Below are 15,192 nucleotides of genomic sequence, written 5' to 3'. Positions count from 1 at the left end.
CATGCTCGAATTCGAACTGCTCACCACCGACGGCAACGCCCGCCGCGGCCGCGTCACCCTGAACCACGGCGTGGTCGAGACGCCGATCTTCATGCCGGTCGGCACCTATGGCTCGGTCAAGGCGATGTCGCCGCTGGAGCTCAACGAAATCGGCGCGCAGATCATCCTGGGCAATACCTTCCATCTGTGGCTGCGGCCCGGGCTGGAGGTCATCGACACCCACCAGGGCCTGCACCGCTTCATTGGCTGGGACAAGCCGATCCTGACCGATTCGGGCGGCTTCCAGGTGTTCTCGCTGGGCGAGCTGCGCAAGATCACCGAGGAAGGCGTGACCTTCGCCTCGCCGGTCAACGGCGACAAGCTGTTCCTGTCGCCCGAGATCTCGATGCAGATCCAGCGCACGCTGAACTCGGACATCGTGATGCAGTTCGACGAATGCACGCCGTACGAGATCGAGGGCCGCCCGGCCACGCACGAGGAGGCCGCGCGCTCGATGCGCATGAGCCTGCGCTGGGCCAAGCGCTCGCGCGACGAGTTCGAGCGGCTGGCCAACCCGAACGCGCTGTTCGGCATCGTCCAGGGCGGCATGTTCGAGGACCTGCGCGACGAATCGCTGGCCGGGCTGTCGGAGCTCGGCTTCCATGGCCTGGCGATCGGCGGCCTGTCGGTCGGCGAGCCCAAGGAAGACATGATGCGGGTGCTCGAACACGTCGGCCCGAGGCTGCCGGCGGACAAGCCGCACTATCTGATGGGCGTCGGCACGCCGGAGGACCTGGTGGCGGGCGTGGCCTCCGGCGTCGACATGTTCGACTGCGTGATGCCGACCCGCAATGCCCGCAACGGCTGGCTGTTTACCCGCTTCGGCGACGTCAAGATCAAGAACGCGGCGCACCGCAACGACCCGCGGCCGCTGGACGAAAGCTGCGCCTGCTACACCTGCCGCAATTTCTCGCGGGCCTATCTGCACCATCTGCACCGGGTCGGAGAAATTCTGGGCGCGCGGCTCAATACGATCCACAATCTGTATTACTACCTGCAGCTGATGCGCGAAATCCGCGAGGCGATCGAGCAGCACCGCTTCGACGCCTTCCGCCGCCAGTTCGCCGCCGACCGGGCGCGCGGCACGCAGTAAGACGGCCCCTGCCGCCCTGCCGCCGGCAGCCCGCGACGGGCGGGCCCGGCAAGGCGACGCAAGCCGCTGAACGGGCCGAACCGGGTGATAGAATGCCCGATTCCTTGAATCAATTTTGTGACGGAGAAGCAACGTGCTGATTTCGAACGCATTTGCCCAGACCGCCGGCGGGGCCGGCGGCGCGGCGGGTGGCCTGATGAGTTTCCTGCCGATCATCCTGATGTTCGCGGTGCTGTGGTTCATCATGATCCGCCCGCAGATGAAGCGGCAGAAGGAAGCCAAGGCGATGCTGGAAGCGCTGGCCAAGAACGACGAAGTCGTCACCGCCGGCGGCATCCTGGGCCGGGTCACCAAGGTCAACGAGCAGTATGTGACGCTGGAAATCGCCGAAGGCACCGAGATCACGGTGCAGAAGAACGCCGTCACCGCGGTGCTGCCGAAGGGTTCGCTGAAGGCGCTCTGAGCCCCTCGCTCTCTCAGGCCTTGCGGGTCCGCCGCAAGGTTCCGGCACGCCGCCAATAGCGTGCCCGCACAGCCGCCTGGCCCCGCCCCGGGAAGTCTCCGGTCGGGCCAGGCGGCTGTTTGCCAACCGGTTGCCTGCGCGATACGCCCGCGGATTCCCGTCCGCGCGCTGCGCCGGCCGTAGAAAGACCGTAGAAAGACTGGCCGAAGATGAATCGCTATCCGCTTTGGAAATACCTCGTGATCCTGGTGGCGCTTGCCATCGGCATCATCTATACGCTGCCCAACTTCTTCGGCGAGGCGCCTGCGGTGCAGGTCTCGTCGGGCAAGGCCACCGTCAAGGTCGATCTGGCGATGCAGAAGCAGATCGAGCAGGTGCTGGCGCAGAACGGCTTGCAGCCCGACGGCGTGTTCTATGACGTGTCGGGACAGTCCGGCTCGGTCAAGGCGCGCTTCCGCACCACCGACGAGCAGCTGCGCGCCAAGGACGTGCTGTCGCGCGCGCTCAATCCCGATCCCAACGATCCGACCTATGTGGTCGCGCTGAACCTGCTGTCCGGCTCGCCGAAGTGGCTGACCTCGCTGCATGCGCTGCCGATGTACCTGGGCCTGGACCTGCGCGGCGGCGTGCACTTCCTGCTGCAGGTCGACATGAAGGGCGCGGTAGACAAAAAGCTGGACAGCCTGGCCGGCGACGCGCGCACCGTGCTGCGCGACAAGGGCATCCGCCACGGCGGCGTGGACCGCAACGGCGACCGCGTGACGGTGCGCTTCAACAACCCCGAGGACGCCACCCGCGCGCGCGGCGTGCTGGCCGACAGCCTGCCGGACCTGACCTTCGCGATGGACGGCAACAACGTGGTCGGCACCTTCACCGAGGTGGCGCGCCGCGCGGTGCAGGACGCCGCCGTGAAGCAGAACATCACCACGCTGCACAACCGCGTCAATGAACTGGGCGTGGCCGAGCCGGTGATCCAGCAGCAAGGCGCGGAGCGCATCGTGGTGCAGCTGCCGGGCGTGCAGGACACCGCCAAGGCCAAGGACATCATCGGCCGCACCGCCACGCTGGAGGCCCGCCTGGTCGATCCGGACGCACCGCGCGCCCCGCGCCAGGGCGATCCGATCCCGTTCGGCAGCGAGCTGTTCCTGCACGGCAACGGCGCCCCGGTGGTGCTGAAGAAGCAGGTGATCTTCACCGGGGACCGCATCGAAAGCGCGTCGGCCGGCTTCGACCAGAACCAGCGCCCCTCGGTCAACATCAAGCTCGACGCCCAGGGCGGCCGCGTGCTGCGCGACGTCTCGCGCGAGAACATCGGCAAGCCGATGGGCATCGTGCTGTTCGAGAAGGGCAAGGGTGAAGTGCTGACGGTGGCGACGATCCAGTCCGAACTGGGCTCGAGCTTCCAGATCACCGGCTCGTACTCGACCGAGGCCGCCAACGACCTCGCGCTGCTGCTGCGCGCCGGCTCGCTGGCCGCGCCGATGGACATCATCGAGGAACGCACCATCGGCCCGTCGCTGGGCGCCGACAACATCGAGAAGGGCTTCGACTCGGTGGCCTACGGCTTTGCCGCGATCGCCGTCTTCATGGTGCTGTACTACCTGCTGTTCGGCGTGTTCTCGGTGATCGCGCTGGGCGTCAACCTGCTGCTGCTGATCGCGGTGCTGTCGATGCTGCAGGCCACGCTGACGCTGCCCGGCATCGCGGCCATCGCGCTGGTGCTGGGCATGGCGATCGACGCCAACGTGCTGATCAACGAGCGCATCCGCGAGGAACTGCGCGCGGGGGCGTCGCCGCAGATGGCGATCGCGGTCGGCTTCGACCGCGCCTGGGCCACGATCCTGGACTCGAACGTGACCACGCTGATCGCCGGCCTGGCGCTGCTGGCCTTCGGTTCGGGCCCGGTGCGCGGCTTCGCGGTGGTGCACTGCCTGGGCATCCTGACGTCGGTGTTCTCGGCGGTGTTCTTCAACCGCGGCCTGGTCAACCTCTGGTACGGCCGCAAGAAGAAGCTGCAGAGCGTGTCGATCGGCCAGATCTGGAAGCCCGGCCCGGACAACAAGGGCACCGTGGCCAACAAGTGAGGGCAATGAGCGTGAGCGCGGCGGGGCCCTGCCCCGCGGCTCCGGCCTGAAGGCCAGACTCGAACGTCACCTTCGCACGATACCCTCGAACGAAACACCCGAACGCAGCACGCTGCAGCAGATACAGGATTCACCATGGAATTCTTCCGCATCCGGCGCGACATTCCGTTCATGAAGCACGCGTTGATCTTCAACGTGATCTCCTTCGTGACGTTCTTCGCCGCCGTCTTTTTCCTCTGGCAGAAGGGCCTGCACCTGTCGATCGAATTCACCGGCGGCACGGTGATGGAGGTCAGCTACCAGCAACCCGCCGACCTGGAACGGATCCGCGGCCAGGTCGGCAAGCTCGGCTACACCGACGTGCAGGTGCAGAACTTCGGCACCTCGCGCGACGTGATGATCCGCCTGCCGCTGCAGAAGGGCGCCGACGGCAAGCCGGTCAGCTCGGCACAGCAGAGCGAGCAGGTGATGGGCGCGCTCAAGGCGGTCTCGCCCGACGCCAACCTGCAGCGCGTCGAATTCGTCGGCCCGCAGGTCGGCAAGGAGCTGGCCACCGACGGCCTGCTGGCGCTGCTGTGCGTGATCGCCGGCATCGTGATCTACCTGTCGATCCGCTTCGAATGGAAGTTCGCGGTGGCGGGCATCATCGCCAACCTGCACGACATCGTGATCATCCTGGGCTTCTTCGCCTTCTTCCAGTGGGAATTCTCGCTGTCGGTGCTGGCGGCGGTGCTGGCGGTGCTCGGCTATTCGGTCAACGAGTCGGTGGTGATCTTCGACCGGATCCGCGAGAACTTCCGCAAGTTCCGCAAGATGAATACCCACGAGGTCATCGACAACGCGATCACCAGCACCATCTCGCGAACCATCATCACGCACGGCTCGACCGAGATGATGGTGCTGTCGATGTTCTTCTTCGGCGGCCCGACGCTGCACTACTTCGCGCTGGCGCTGACGGTGGGCATCCTGTTCGGCATCTATTCGTCGGTGTTCGTCGCCGCGGCGCTGGCCATGTGGCTGGGCGTCAAGCGCGAGGACCTGATCAAGGGCGAAAAGAAGGCCGGCGGGGCCGACCGCGACGATCCGAACTACGGCGCGCAGGCATGACGTGCCGCTAGCCAGAAAGCAGGCGTAAAAAAAACGGGGCCCAGGCCCCGTTTTTCATTGCCCCGCTCCCGGCGGAAGGAAGCGAACCGGCTTCCTTCAGATGCTGTCAGGTTCGGTCAGAACTGCTCGATCCAGATCGCCAGCCGGTCGGCGCCGAACTGCGTCGATGCCGGCGCCAGGCGCGAGACGATGGTATTGCCGTCGCGCAGCATCTGCAGCGCATTGCCGCTGCGATCGAGCCACAGCAGCGCGGCAAACCACGCTGCGTGCTGGTCCGACACCGCGGTGCCTACCGGCGCGCCGAGGAATTCGGACAGCACCGGCAACGACAGCCACACCAGCGCGTCACCATCGCGGCGCACCGCCTCGCCCAGCTGCTGCGCGATCACCGCCAGCGCGTCGGCACCCGCCGCGGCGTCATGCGCGCTGCGCAGTTGTGCCAGCCGGCTCGCCACCGCATGGCCGAAGGCGCCGCTGCGCTGGCTTTCGGCACCGATCAGGTCGGCGTAGTCCATCCTGGCCCAGTCGGGCTCCGGCCCCTTGGCACCGGCCATCACGGCCGCCGCCAGATAGGTCTCGACCGGCTGGAAGCGCTCCGGACCGATCAGGCTGGCGCACAGTGCACGCACCATGCCGATACGCCCCGCCAGCGTCTGGCGCTGGATCACGCTCAGCTTCTCGCGCACCAGCTGGTCGCGTTCGCGGCGCAGGCCGGCGATCTCCAGCGCCTGCTTGAGCTCCATGCGCAGCGCGGTAATGTCCCACGGCTTCTTGATATAGCGGTGGATCTGCCCTTCGTTGACCGCCTGCACGGTCGACTCGAGCTCGGAATACGCGGTGGTCAGGATGCGGACGATATGCGGATAGTGCTCGCGCGCATGGCGCAGCAGCTCGTTGCCGTATTCGCCCGGCATGCGCTGGTCGGAGACCAGCACGGCCAGCGTGTCGCCATGGGCTTCGAGCAGCGCCTTGCCCTCCTCGACCGAACCGCCGGTGACCACGGGCGCCAGCCCGCCGATCGCCCTCTGGAAATACTTGACCGCGGTGGCCTCGTCGTCGACGAACAGAATCGCGGGAGGCGATGCCTGGTTGTCGTTCGGTTCGTTCATTGACCGCTCCTATTGCTGTGCATTCGATTCTTCGTCTGAGGGAATTCCAGCGTCACGGTGGTGCCGGCGCCCGGAATCGATTCGATCCGGATGCCGCCGCCGAACGACTGCATGACGCGGTTGCAGAAAATCATGCCGAGGCCATTTCCGCCGGCGGCGGCATGCGTGGTGACCGGATCGACCAGCAGGCGCTCCATCACGTCGGGCGGAATGCCTGGACCGTTGTCGCTGATGCAGATCACGGGGTCGGGCTGCGCCACGACACGGAAGCGCAGCGACGGCTTGGGGACATCGGTCAGCGCCCGCAAGCCATTGTTCAGCAGCGACGACAGCACCAGCGACACGCAGTTCGGCAGCGTATGGACGATGAAGTCGCCGTGCAGTTCGACCTCGACCCAGTTGCGCTGCGGCCCGGTGAACGGATAGCTGTCGAGCAGCGCCATGATCAGGCTGCCTGCGGTGATGTCGCGATCGTTCTCGCTGGTCAGCGGCCGTTCGCCATTGCCGCGCACCGACTGCAGGAACGACGAAATCACCGCCAGGCAGTACTGCGCATTGCTGTGCATCACCGCGGCCGCCTGGCCGATCTCGGCCTGGCGCTGCGGATCGTATTCGGCGCTGCTGCGGCTTTCAACACCGCGGGCGAAATTCGCGATAGCCGCCAGCGGGGTGTTAAGTTCGTGCGCGAGGAAAGCCAGCGTCTCGTCGATCGCGGTCAGCCGCTGGTGCCGCGACTGCCGTTCGCGATGACGCTCCCGCGCGAGGGCCAGCACATCCCGCACCGCCTGCAGGCCGAGCGGCTTCTCGAGGATGCGAAATACCTCGCCGCTGTTGACGGTCTGCAGCAGCATGTCCTTGTCGGCGTAGGCCGTCACCAGGATCCGCACGATCTGCGGATACTCGGCGGCGACCTGCCGCAGCAGATCGGCGCCGTTGCGCCCCGGCATGCGGAAGTCGGTGACCAGCACCGCGGTGCGGCCGCTGTCGTTGCGCAGCATCTCGATGGCCTGGTCCGCGCCCTGGGCGAGCAGCACTTCGTACTCCGCGCCGGCCGCGCGGGCGAAATACTTGCAGGCCATCTCCTCGTCGTCGACGTAGAGCACGGTCAGCCGCGGCTGGCGCAAATCGGTCCGCAGTTCGGTCCGCGGCTCTGTCCGCATGTCTGTCCGCTGTTCCGTCATGGCGCGCTCATTCCGCCCGCGGCAGATCGAAGCTGAACGCGGCCCACTGGCCCAGTTCGCTTTCGGCGAACAGCACGCCGCCATGCCGCTCGATCACCGCATAGCTGATCGACAGGCCCAGGCCCAGGCCCTGGCCGACCTCGCGCGTGGTGAAGAAGGGCTCGAACACGCGCGCGAGATTCTCGCTGGGGATGCCCGGGCCGTTGTCGCGTACGTTGACGTGCAGCCGGCCGTCCTTCCACACCACGGTGGTATGGATCGCCGGTGCCGGCGTGCCGGCCTTGCGCATCGCCAGCGCGGCGTTCGAGAACAGGTTGATCAGCACGCCGATGATGGCGGCCTCGTCGCCGAACACCAGCGTGTCCGGCGGCAGCTCGCGCGTCATCCGCACGCCGCGCAGTTCGTGCGCGGTCAGCCGGCTGGCCGAGTCGAGCGCCTTCTCGAACAGGAAGGGGCGGCCCTCGACCTCGGCGCCGGGTTGCCGATAGGCAAAGATCTTCAGGTCCGAGACGATATGCTGGATCCGCTGCATCCCTTGCCGGGCGTCGATCAGGCATTCCTGCAGCGAGGCGCTCTCCTTGGCCTGCGGTTCCTCCAGCGCGATCTCGATCGCCATCAGGCAGAAATTGACCGGGTTGTTGACCTCGTGCAGCAGCCCCGCGGCCAGCGTACCGACCGCGGCCATCTTCTCCTGCTGCAGCAGCTGGCCCTTGATCTGCGCCAGATTCTCGTTGATGCGGGCGAGCTCGTCGTTCTTGTTGGCCAGTTCTTCCTTCAGCCGGAACAGCTGGAAGCGGCCCTTCTCGTTGAAGTAGGTGTAGACCGCGCTGGCCGCGCCGGCAAACAGCACGAACAGCGAGTTGACCAGGAAGGTGCCGACCGGATGCAGGCCGTCCGGATGCAGCAGGCAGGCCACCAGATAGCAAAGGTACGACAGCCCGCCGAACACCACGTTCTGCCACAGGCCGAACGGCAGCGCGATACCCGAGGCGAAGATCGCCAGGTTCAGGCCGACGTAGTACGGCGAGGCGACGCCATCGGTCTCCCAGATCATCCACGCGATCATCAGCTGCGGCAGCAACAGCCACGACAGCGTCAGCCATGGCGCCAGCCTGCGCCCGTGCTGGCTGTACAGCACCACGACGATGCCGGCGATCAGCATCGAGACGACGATGCGCGCGACCGCGAAGGGTCCCTGCCACTCCGGGTACTGGCCGTAGTCGAGACCCATGCCGAGCAGCACCAGCACGATGGCGGTGTAGGCCCCGCCGCGGCTGAACGCCAGGCGAAAGTCGGCCAGTTCGGCCTGGTATCCGGCGTAGAGTCGGTTGACAGTCATGGCAGATCGGCGGCGCCGCCTCAGGAGATGGTGGCTTCAGCGAACACGTTGACGCCCGTGGCATCGACATAGACCTCGTGGTCGGTCGACTGCTCGGGCAGCAGGCTCAGCATCTTTGGTTCGTCGCGATAGATCAGGTACCACTCGAGCAGATGTTCCATCCCGTATCGCTCGGGATTGTTCGAATGGACGTTGGTGACCAGCACCCGCCCGCCCGGGCGCGTGCGCGCGGCGAAATGGCTCAGCAGACGGGCGCAGACCTTGTCGGACAGATAGTCGAACAGGCCGGCGCAATAGACCGCATCGAACTCGCGCACCGAAGGATCCTCGACCGCGATACGCCGCTTGAGCAGCTCGTGCACCGACTCGTGCACCATCTCGACCTGCAGGCTGCGTCCCGCCTCCCGGGCGGCGCGCTGGATGGAGCCGCGGGTAAATTCGAGGGTCTCCTCGCTGAAGTCGACCAGCTGGAACGACAGCCGGTCCGGCTCGGCGTATTCGCGCGCAAAGCGCTGGATCTCGAAGGCCGGGCCGCAGCCGACGTTCAGCACGCGGAACGGCCGCCCCGCCGCGCGGGCGCTGTCCGCCTGCCGGCTGAGGAAGTTGACCAGCAGATCGATGCGGTTGCGGTGCGCGGTGGCGACCGCCGCCTTCAGGAAGGCCGTATTGACGATCTGGAAGTAGGTGGTCGGTCCCTGCTGCGGATCGCTCAGGATCTGGTTCACCATCTCGTAGTCGCCGGCGTAGCCGAGCGGCTTGGTGAAGGTGCGATAGACGAACGGCGCGCGCAGCAGCAGCGGATGCAGCGCCGATTGCGCATAGGTCCGATGCACCGGCGCCAGCTCGACGTCGACGCGCTCGGCCTCCCCTTCGAGCCGGTCCAGGTACGACTTGACCTTCACCATCAGCGGCGTGGCCAGCTCCTGGAACACGTCTGCGCGCAAGCGGCCGTCGACCTTGGGCAGGCTTTCGGTCAGGTCGACCTGCTCGACCCAGCGCGAGACCTCGGACAGGAAGGCGCGCATCTCGTTGACGGCGATCTGGTAATCGCGGCGGATGTTGAAGCGCGTGTCCCAGTCGCTGACGAACAGCTCGGCCTCGCGCCCCACCGAGCGGGGCTCGTTGGGCAGGTCGCTCAGTTCGCGCCATTCGTCGATCAGCGTCAGCGAGACCACCGCCGTGAGACCGGTATTGACCAGGCTCATCACCACCGCTTTGCCAAGATAGGCGTTCTTGGCCCCGATCCTGACGCTCAGGTCGCTCAATACCTCGCTGACCTGGACAATCGAGTACGGGTTATAGACTTCCATCACCAGAGATTTTCTCTGGAGATTAATGATCGTGCCCCGCACCTGCTCGCCCTGCGAGTTGCGGAAGCTGACCACCGGATCAATTTGCGTTTGGGAGTACACGGTTTTGCGCCAGGGAAAATCCGAAGGATGCGGCTGGCTCATGCCGACACGGTGGTCGGAACGGTCCGGCGCGGCATGGGCGAAGGAACTCGCGAACGGCTCGGCGAAGGCGATGCACGGAAACTAGGGGTTGGGCATACGCTTGCGATCCTGATCGGGAAGTGAGCGGCGAAGGGGCAAGCTGCGGGACTGCCGCCGGGCCAACGACAGGCCGATGCGGGCCAGCAGCCTGACCGAAAGCCGGCCGGCAACGGCCTGGAGCGCGGGCCGGCAATGCCTGCCCCCGGTCTCGCTCCCGGGCCGCCAGGTGCGAATCAGCGACCGATTGTACTGTGCGCTCGCTGCAGTGGACAACGGCCCTCATCCCAACGAGGGGAGCCACCCCACATGGCCCCCCACCGCGGGAGGGTTGCCGCCAATGAAAAAGGGCCGGTTGAACCGGCCCTCGAACTGCTGACAAACTGGTGTCACGATGCTGTCGTTCCCGCGCAAGCGGCAATCCGGCGTCCTTGAAATTCAACGGGACCCCGCTTGCGCGGGAACGGCAGGTTCGGACGCCGCAGCCTCAGTCGGCGCGCACGCCCTCGACCTGGATCGCCAGCTTGACCTCGGGCTTGAAGCCCATCTTGACGCCGTAGTCGATGCCGAAGTCGGTGCGGTTGAAGGTGGCATAGGCGTCGGCACCGCAGGCCTCGCGCTTGAGCATCGGATGCTGCATGCACTTGAACTCGCGGATCTCCAGCTTGACCGGCTTGGACACGCCGCGCAGCGTCAGCACGCCATCGACCTCGGTCGGCACGTCGCCGGCGAACTTCGAGAACTTGCCCTTGTAGGTCGCCTCGGGATAGGCCTGGACGTCGAACATGTCCGGGCTCTTGGCGTGCTCGTTCATCTTGCCGTGGCCGAAGTCGATCGACGCGGTATCGATCTTGATGTCGAGCGTGCCGGTCTTGGCGGCGCGGTCCAGCGTGACGACGCCGCTGGACTTCTCGAACTTGCCGCGCCACTTCGACAGCCCGCCCAGGTGATCGGCCTCGAAGCTCGGATACGTATGGGTCGGATCGAGGTTGTAGGTCACGGCGGCCGCCGAGGCGAGGCTGGCGAAGGCGGTGGCGGAAGCGGCGGCGAGGATGGCGGCGGCGGTACGCAGTTTCATGGGTTCTCCGGTAAGCGTTGGTTCGGCGATTGGATTCAGCCGTTGGTTTCGTCGGGCAGGTGCGGCGGTGACCGCAACGATGGTTTCAGGGCGGGATCGCGATTCCGGGGGCGGTGGTCGTCCGGCTCAGGACTTGGCGGCCGTGACGAGGCGGAACTTGATCTGGACCTCGTCGGCGACCACCGAGGTGTCCTTCCACTCGCCCTCGCCGATATTGAAGACGCTGCGCTTGATCGGCAGCACGCCCTCGAAGACCTGATTGGCGCCTTCCTGGCGATAGGTCGCGGGCACCACCACGTCCACGGTCTTGCCCTTGATGGTCAGCTTGCCGGCGACATCGAACTTGCCGGCGGCGGCCGGCTTGATGCCGGTCGATTCGAACACCGCCTTGGGGAAGCGCGCGGCATCGAACCAGTCCTTGCCCTTGACCTCCTTGGTGGTGGCGGCGTCGCCGATCTCGAAGCTGGCCACGTCGATCTCGACCTTGGCGCTGGAGCTGGCCAGCCTGGCCGGATCGAAGTCCACCGCGGCGGCAAAGCGCTTGAACTTGCCTTCCATCGGCACGCCGATCTGGCGCGCGACCGCGGTCACCGAACTCTTGCCGGCATCGAGCTGGGCGGCGGCGAGATTGGCGGCAAAGCCGGCGCAGGCCAGCGACGCGGCCAGCAGCAAGGCACCGGGACGGGGAATACGTTTCATCGAGGACTCCTCGGTTTCATTCGGTCAATGCGGAACAGCAGAACAGCGGAACAGCGGAACAGCGGCAGCGATCGGCCGGACTCAGCGCAGGAACGGCAGCATGCGGCCGAGTGTGCCGTCGCGGTCCAGCCACTGGTGCTTGAGCGCCGCCGCGGCATGCAGCACGACGAGCGCGGCCATCAGATAGTTCAGCCAGACATGGGCGAACTTCAGCGTTTCCTTCAGCGCGTCGTTCGGCTCGATCAGCGTCGGCAGCGGCCACAGGCCCAGATAGACGACGGGCACGCCGGCGGCGAGGCTGTACAGATAGCCGGTTACCGGCACCACCAGGATCAGCAGATAGAGCAGCCCGTGGGCGGCCTTGGCCGCGCCTGCCTGCCAGGCCGGCATGCCGGCCACCGGCGCCGGCGCGGCATGCGTCAGGCGCCAGAGCACGCGCAGCACCGCCAGCGCGAACACCGTCACGCCCAGCCACTTGTGCCACGAGTACAGCTTGAGCTTGGTCGGCGTGAAGCCCGGGATGTCGGTCATGTAAAGACCGAGCCCGAAGGCCGCGAAAATCAGCAGAGCGACGATCCAGTGCAGGCCGATCGCGGTCGCGCCATAGCGCGCTGGGGTAGTGGAACGCATCGATGAAATCAGGCTTCAGTCTTTATTCTTTCGGCAGACGCTGTTAATTCTCGCATTATTGCGTCCGCAAAGTGACGCCGGGAAGGCGGAACTTCATTGAGTCGTTCAAAGCGTTTGAATAGATCCGGTCCCCGACGTCGGCGCAGAACCGGTTGGATTATGGTGTGTCGCAAAAGTCGCAACCGCAAATTTGACCGATTCGAGGATCAAGCGGTTTCGGCGGCAAGTGGTCGATATCCCGCCGGCTTTCCCGGAGCGGCTCCCATTTCTCGAGCAGTTGCCAGTCACCGCTCCAAAGAAAAAGCCGCCCGGAGGGACGGCTTTAAGGAATCGTCGTGCGCCACCGACACAAGATCGTGTCGGCACCCCTCGAGGCCTTACTTCAACCTTTCCGCCAACTCCACCGCCCGGCCGATATAGCTGCCCGGGGTCATCGCCAGCAGGCGGGCCTTGGCCTCGTCGGGGATCGCCAGGCCTTCGATGAAGGTGCGCAGCGCCTCGCGGGAGATGCCCTTGCCGCGGGTCAGTTCCTTCAGTTGCTCATAGGGATTGGCGATGCCGTGGCGGCGCATCACGGTCTGTACCGGCTCGGCCAGCACTTCCCAGCAGTTGTCCAGGTCCTCGGCCAGCCGCTCCGGATTGGTTTCCAGCTTGCCCAGGCCGCGCAGGCAGGCCTCGTAGGCCAGCAGGCTGTAGCCGAAGGCGACGCCGATATTGCGCAGCACCGTCGAGTCGGTCAGGTCGCGCTGCCAGCGCGAGACGGGCAGCTTCTCCGACAGGTGGCGCAGCAGCGCGTTGGCCAGGCCCAGGTTGCCCTCCGAGTTCTCGAAGTCGATCGGATTGACCTTGTGCGGCATCGTCGACGAGCCGATTTCGCCGGCCTTGGTCTTCTGCTTGAAGTAGCCCAGCGAGATATAGCCCCAGACGTCGCGGTCCAGGTCCAGCAGGATGGTGTTGGCGCGGGCCACCGCGTCGAACAGCTCGGCCATGTAGTCGTGCGGTTCGATCTGGATCGTGTACGGGTTGAAGGCCAGGCCCAGCCGGTTCTCGATGACGTCGCGCGAGAAGGCCTCCCAGTCGAACTCGGGATAGGCCGACAGATGCGCGTTGTAGTTGCCCACCGCGCCGTTCATCTTGCCCAGCAACTCGACCCGCTCGATCCGTTCGATCGCGCGCGCCAGGCGGGCCGCGACGTTCGCCATTTCCTTGCCCAGCGTGGTCGGGCTGGCGGGCTGGCCGTGCGTGCGCGACAGCATCGGCTCGCGGGCGTTGGCGTGCGCCAGTTCCACCAGCCGCGCATGCACGCGGCGCAGCGTCGGCACCAGCACGCTGTCGCGCGCGCCCTTGAGCATCATGCCGTGCGAGGTGTTGTTGATGTCCTCGGAGGTGCAGGCGAAGTGGATGAATTCGCTGGCGGCCACCAGCTCGGCGTTGTCCTGCACGCGCTCCTTCATCCAGTACTCGACCGCCTTGACGTCGTGATTGGTGACCGCCTCGATTTCCTTGATCCGGGCCGCGTCGGCCTCGCTGAAGTTGTCGACCAGCGCCAGCAGCGCGGCTTCGGACTGCGCCGAGAACTTCGGCATGTCGGGCAGGCCGGTGCGGGCCAGCGCGATCAGCCAATGGACTTCGACCTTGACGCGGTGGCGCATGAAGGCGGCCTCTGACAGCCATTCGCGCAGCGGGTCGGCCTTGGCGGCATAGCGGCCATCGATCGGGGACAGGGCGGTGAGCGGCGAGAGCGCGGCGGGGGAGGCGGTAGCGGACATGCTGGCAGACGGCGGGAGGGAATGAAGAGGGAAACTGGAACGGTGTCGGCAGGGGCGTCGGCGCACGCGGCAGCGGCGAGCTGCGCTGGCACATCCCATGTACTCAAGCGCATACAAAGCCGGGAAGTACGATCCTGCGCGATCCGGGGCGATCCGGCGCACCAGCCTGGCAGCCGGCGCTGGAAAGCCGCGATTTTACCACCGCCCTTCCCGCTGCGCCGCGCGATCGTCGTCAGTGTTGCGGGCAATCCCGCCGGCCCGCCGCTGCACGCCGGCGCCGTGCCGGAACGGCCGCCCGGGCGGTTATACTCGCCACGCCGAGCCAGTAGCCTGTTACGAAGTGCATCAAGGCAGACAGGACCCGCGCGCCACCGCCGGCGCACGAGGCCAGCCGCTCCATCGCGAAGCGCCCGATGCACTCCATAACGAGCTCAAGGGGAGAACATGAAGCTGTACGCATCGCAGACCAGCCCTTACGCGCGCAAGGTGCGCGTGGTGATGGCCGAGAAGAAGATCGACTATCAGCTGGTGGAAGTCGACGTGTGGTCGCCGGACACGGTGATCGGTCAATTCAATCCCCTCGGCAAGGTGCCCTGCCTGGTGATGGAAGACGGCGGCGCGGTGTTCGATTCGCGCGTGATCGTCGAGTACGTCGACACGCTGACGCCGGTCAGCCGCATGATCCCGCAGGGCAGCCGCGAGCGGCTCGAGGTGCGCTGCTGGGAAGCGCTGGCCGACGGCCTGCTCGATGCCGCGCTGCTGGCGCGTCTGGAACATACGCAGCGCGAGCCGGCCGAGCGCAGCGAGCGCTGGGTGCGCCGCCAGCTTGGCAAGATCGACGGCGCGCTGGTGGCGATGGCCAACGGCCTGGCCGACCGCACCTGGTGCGCCGGCAACCATTATTCGCTGGCCGACGTCGCGGTCGGCTGCGCGCTGTCCTATCTGGACTTCCGCTTCCCGGACATCGCCTGGCGCGAGCGCCATCCCAACCTGGTCGCCTTCCACGACAAGGTCAGCAAGCGCCAGTCGTTCATCGATACGGAGCCGCCGCGGGGCTGAGGATGACCGGGTCACCGTGGCCACCGAGGTCGCTGTGGCCACCGTGAACCGT

Annotated in this window: 13 protein-coding genes; 5 read left to right on the top strand and 8 right to left on the bottom strand. The window is 66.3% G+C overall.

Annotated features, from left to right (window positions below):
• Position 1: 1 nt before the first annotated feature.
• The 4 genes from tgt (at position 2) to secF (ending at position 4,786) form a co-directional block, all read left to right on the top strand.
• Positions 2 to 1,132 carry a tRNA guanosine(34) transglycosylase Tgt gene (gene tgt, locus K7G19_RS10375; protein ID WP_226107158.1) on the top strand — a complete coding sequence of 377 codons (1,131 nt, stop codon included), beginning with the start codon at positions 2 to 4 and terminating at the stop codon, positions 1,130 to 1,132.
• 133 nt (positions 1,133 to 1,265) lie between these two features.
• The gene (yajC, locus tag K7G19_RS10370; RefSeq protein WP_149316660.1) at positions 1,266 to 1,595 is read left to right on the top strand and encodes a preprotein translocase subunit YajC; all 330 of its coding nucleotides are present in this window, start codon (positions 1,266 to 1,268) and stop codon (positions 1,593 to 1,595) included.
• A 209-nt stretch (positions 1,596 to 1,804) separates the two neighbouring features.
• On the top strand, positions 1,805 to 3,679 hold the full coding sequence (gene secD / locus K7G19_RS10365; RefSeq protein ID WP_150083390.1) for a protein translocase subunit SecD: 1,875 nt from the start codon (positions 1,805 to 1,807) through the stop codon (positions 3,677 to 3,679).
• 135 nt (positions 3,680 to 3,814) lie between these two features.
• A complete protein-coding gene (gene secF / locus K7G19_RS10360; RefSeq protein WP_149316658.1) occupies positions 3,815 to 4,786 on the top strand; it encodes a protein translocase subunit SecF in 972 nt (323 codons plus the stop codon).
• Between the two features lie 116 nt (positions 4,787 to 4,902).
• On the opposite strand, the gene K7G19_RS10355 is transcribed toward secF, so the two are convergent.
• From K7G19_RS10355 to purB, 8 genes are all read right to left on the bottom strand, one after another.
• Positions 4,903 to 5,895 (bottom strand): response regulator, encoded by a 993-nt coding sequence (locus tag K7G19_RS10355; protein ID WP_149316657.1) that lies wholly within the window; start codon positions 5,893 to 5,895, stop codon positions 4,903 to 4,905.
• A complete protein-coding gene (locus K7G19_RS10350) occupies positions 5,892 to 7,055 on the bottom strand; it encodes a hybrid sensor histidine kinase/response regulator (RefSeq protein WP_187829093.1) in 1,164 nt (387 codons plus the stop codon). Before K7G19_RS10350 ends, K7G19_RS10355 begins: the two co-directional genes overlap by 4 nt.
• Before the next feature lie 28 nt (positions 7,056 to 7,083).
• The gene (locus K7G19_RS10345) at positions 7,084 to 8,415 is read right to left on the bottom strand and encodes a sensor histidine kinase (RefSeq protein WP_149316656.1); all 1,332 of its coding nucleotides are present in this window, start codon (positions 8,413 to 8,415) and stop codon (positions 7,084 to 7,086) included.
• A 20-nt stretch (positions 8,416 to 8,435) separates the two neighbouring features.
• Complete coding sequence (locus K7G19_RS10340; protein WP_150083391.1) at positions 8,436 to 9,827, bottom strand: cyclopropane-fatty-acyl-phospholipid synthase family protein; 1,392 nt, start codon at positions 9,825 to 9,827, stop codon at positions 8,436 to 8,438.
• Between the two features lie 565 nt (positions 9,828 to 10,392).
• On the bottom strand, positions 10,393 to 10,983 hold the full coding sequence (locus K7G19_RS10335) for a YceI family protein (protein ID WP_226107156.1): 591 nt from the start codon (positions 10,981 to 10,983) through the stop codon (positions 10,393 to 10,395).
• A 126-nt stretch (positions 10,984 to 11,109) separates the two neighbouring features.
• Complete coding sequence (locus tag K7G19_RS10330) at positions 11,110 to 11,682, bottom strand: YceI family protein (RefSeq protein WP_149316653.1); 573 nt, start codon at positions 11,680 to 11,682, stop codon at positions 11,110 to 11,112.
• An 81-nt stretch (positions 11,683 to 11,763) separates the two neighbouring features.
• On the bottom strand, positions 11,764 to 12,312 hold the full coding sequence (locus K7G19_RS10325; RefSeq protein ID WP_149316652.1) for a cytochrome b: 549 nt from the start codon (positions 12,310 to 12,312) through the stop codon (positions 11,764 to 11,766).
• 377 nt (positions 12,313 to 12,689) lie between these two features.
• A complete protein-coding gene (gene purB, locus K7G19_RS10320) occupies positions 12,690 to 14,081 on the bottom strand; it encodes an adenylosuccinate lyase (protein ID WP_149316651.1) in 1,392 nt (463 codons plus the stop codon).
• 444 nt (positions 14,082 to 14,525) lie between these two features.
• On the opposite strand from purB, the gene K7G19_RS10315 reads away from it, so the two are divergent.
• Positions 14,526 to 15,140 carry a glutathione S-transferase family protein gene (locus K7G19_RS10315; RefSeq protein WP_226107154.1) on the top strand — a complete coding sequence of 205 codons (615 nt, stop codon included), beginning with the start codon at positions 14,526 to 14,528 and terminating at the stop codon, positions 15,138 to 15,140.
• Positions 15,141 to 15,192 lie beyond the last annotated feature (52 nt).

Origin of the sequence: Cupriavidus sp. DB3 (genome assembly GCF_020418465.1) — a bacterium.
Classification (GTDB): Bacteria; Pseudomonadota; Gammaproteobacteria; order Burkholderiales; family Burkholderiaceae; genus Cupriavidus; species Cupriavidus cauae.
The sequence above is the reverse complement of the archived record's forward strand: the minus strand, read 5'-3'. Positions and strand labels throughout refer to the sequence as shown.

What these genes read in the sequence shown, in the direction of transcription:
- K7G19_RS10315 (WP_226107154.1), top strand. Translation starts at nt 14,526, where the DNA reads ATGAAGCTGTACGCATCGCAGACCAGCCCTTACGCGCGCAAGGTGCGC.
- K7G19_RS10325 (WP_149316652.1), bottom strand. Translation starts at nt 12,312, where the DNA reads ATGCGTTCCACTACCCCAGCGCGCTATGGCGCGACCGCGATCGGCCTG.
- K7G19_RS10345 (WP_149316656.1), bottom strand. Translation starts at nt 8,415, where the DNA reads ATGACTGTCAACCGACTCTACGCCGGATACCAGGCCGAACTGGCCGAC.
- K7G19_RS10335 (WP_226107156.1), bottom strand. Translation starts at nt 10,983, where the DNA reads ATGAAACTGCGTACCGCCGCCGCCATCCTCGCCGCCGCTTCCGCCACC.
- secF (WP_149316658.1), top strand. Translation starts at nt 3,815, where the DNA reads ATGGAATTCTTCCGCATCCGGCGCGACATTCCGTTCATGAAGCACGCG.
- K7G19_RS10355 (WP_149316657.1), bottom strand. Translation starts at nt 5,895, where the DNA reads ATGAACGAACCGAACGACAACCAGGCATCGCCTCCCGCGATTCTGTTC.
- tgt (WP_226107158.1), top strand. Translation starts at nt 2, where the DNA reads ATGCTCGAATTCGAACTGCTCACCACCGACGGCAACGCCCGCCGCGGC.
- purB (WP_149316651.1), bottom strand. Translation starts at nt 14,081, where the DNA reads ATGTCCGCTACCGCCTCCCCCGCCGCGCTCTCGCCGCTCACCGCCCTG.
- K7G19_RS10330 (WP_149316653.1), bottom strand. Translation starts at nt 11,682, where the DNA reads ATGAAACGTATTCCCCGTCCCGGTGCCTTGCTGCTGGCCGCGTCGCTG.
- secD (WP_150083390.1), top strand. Translation starts at nt 1,805, where the DNA reads ATGAATCGCTATCCGCTTTGGAAATACCTCGTGATCCTGGTGGCGCTT.
- K7G19_RS10350 (WP_187829093.1), bottom strand. Translation starts at nt 7,055, where the DNA reads ATGCGGACAGAGCCGCGGACCGAACTGCGGACCGATTTGCGCCAGCCG.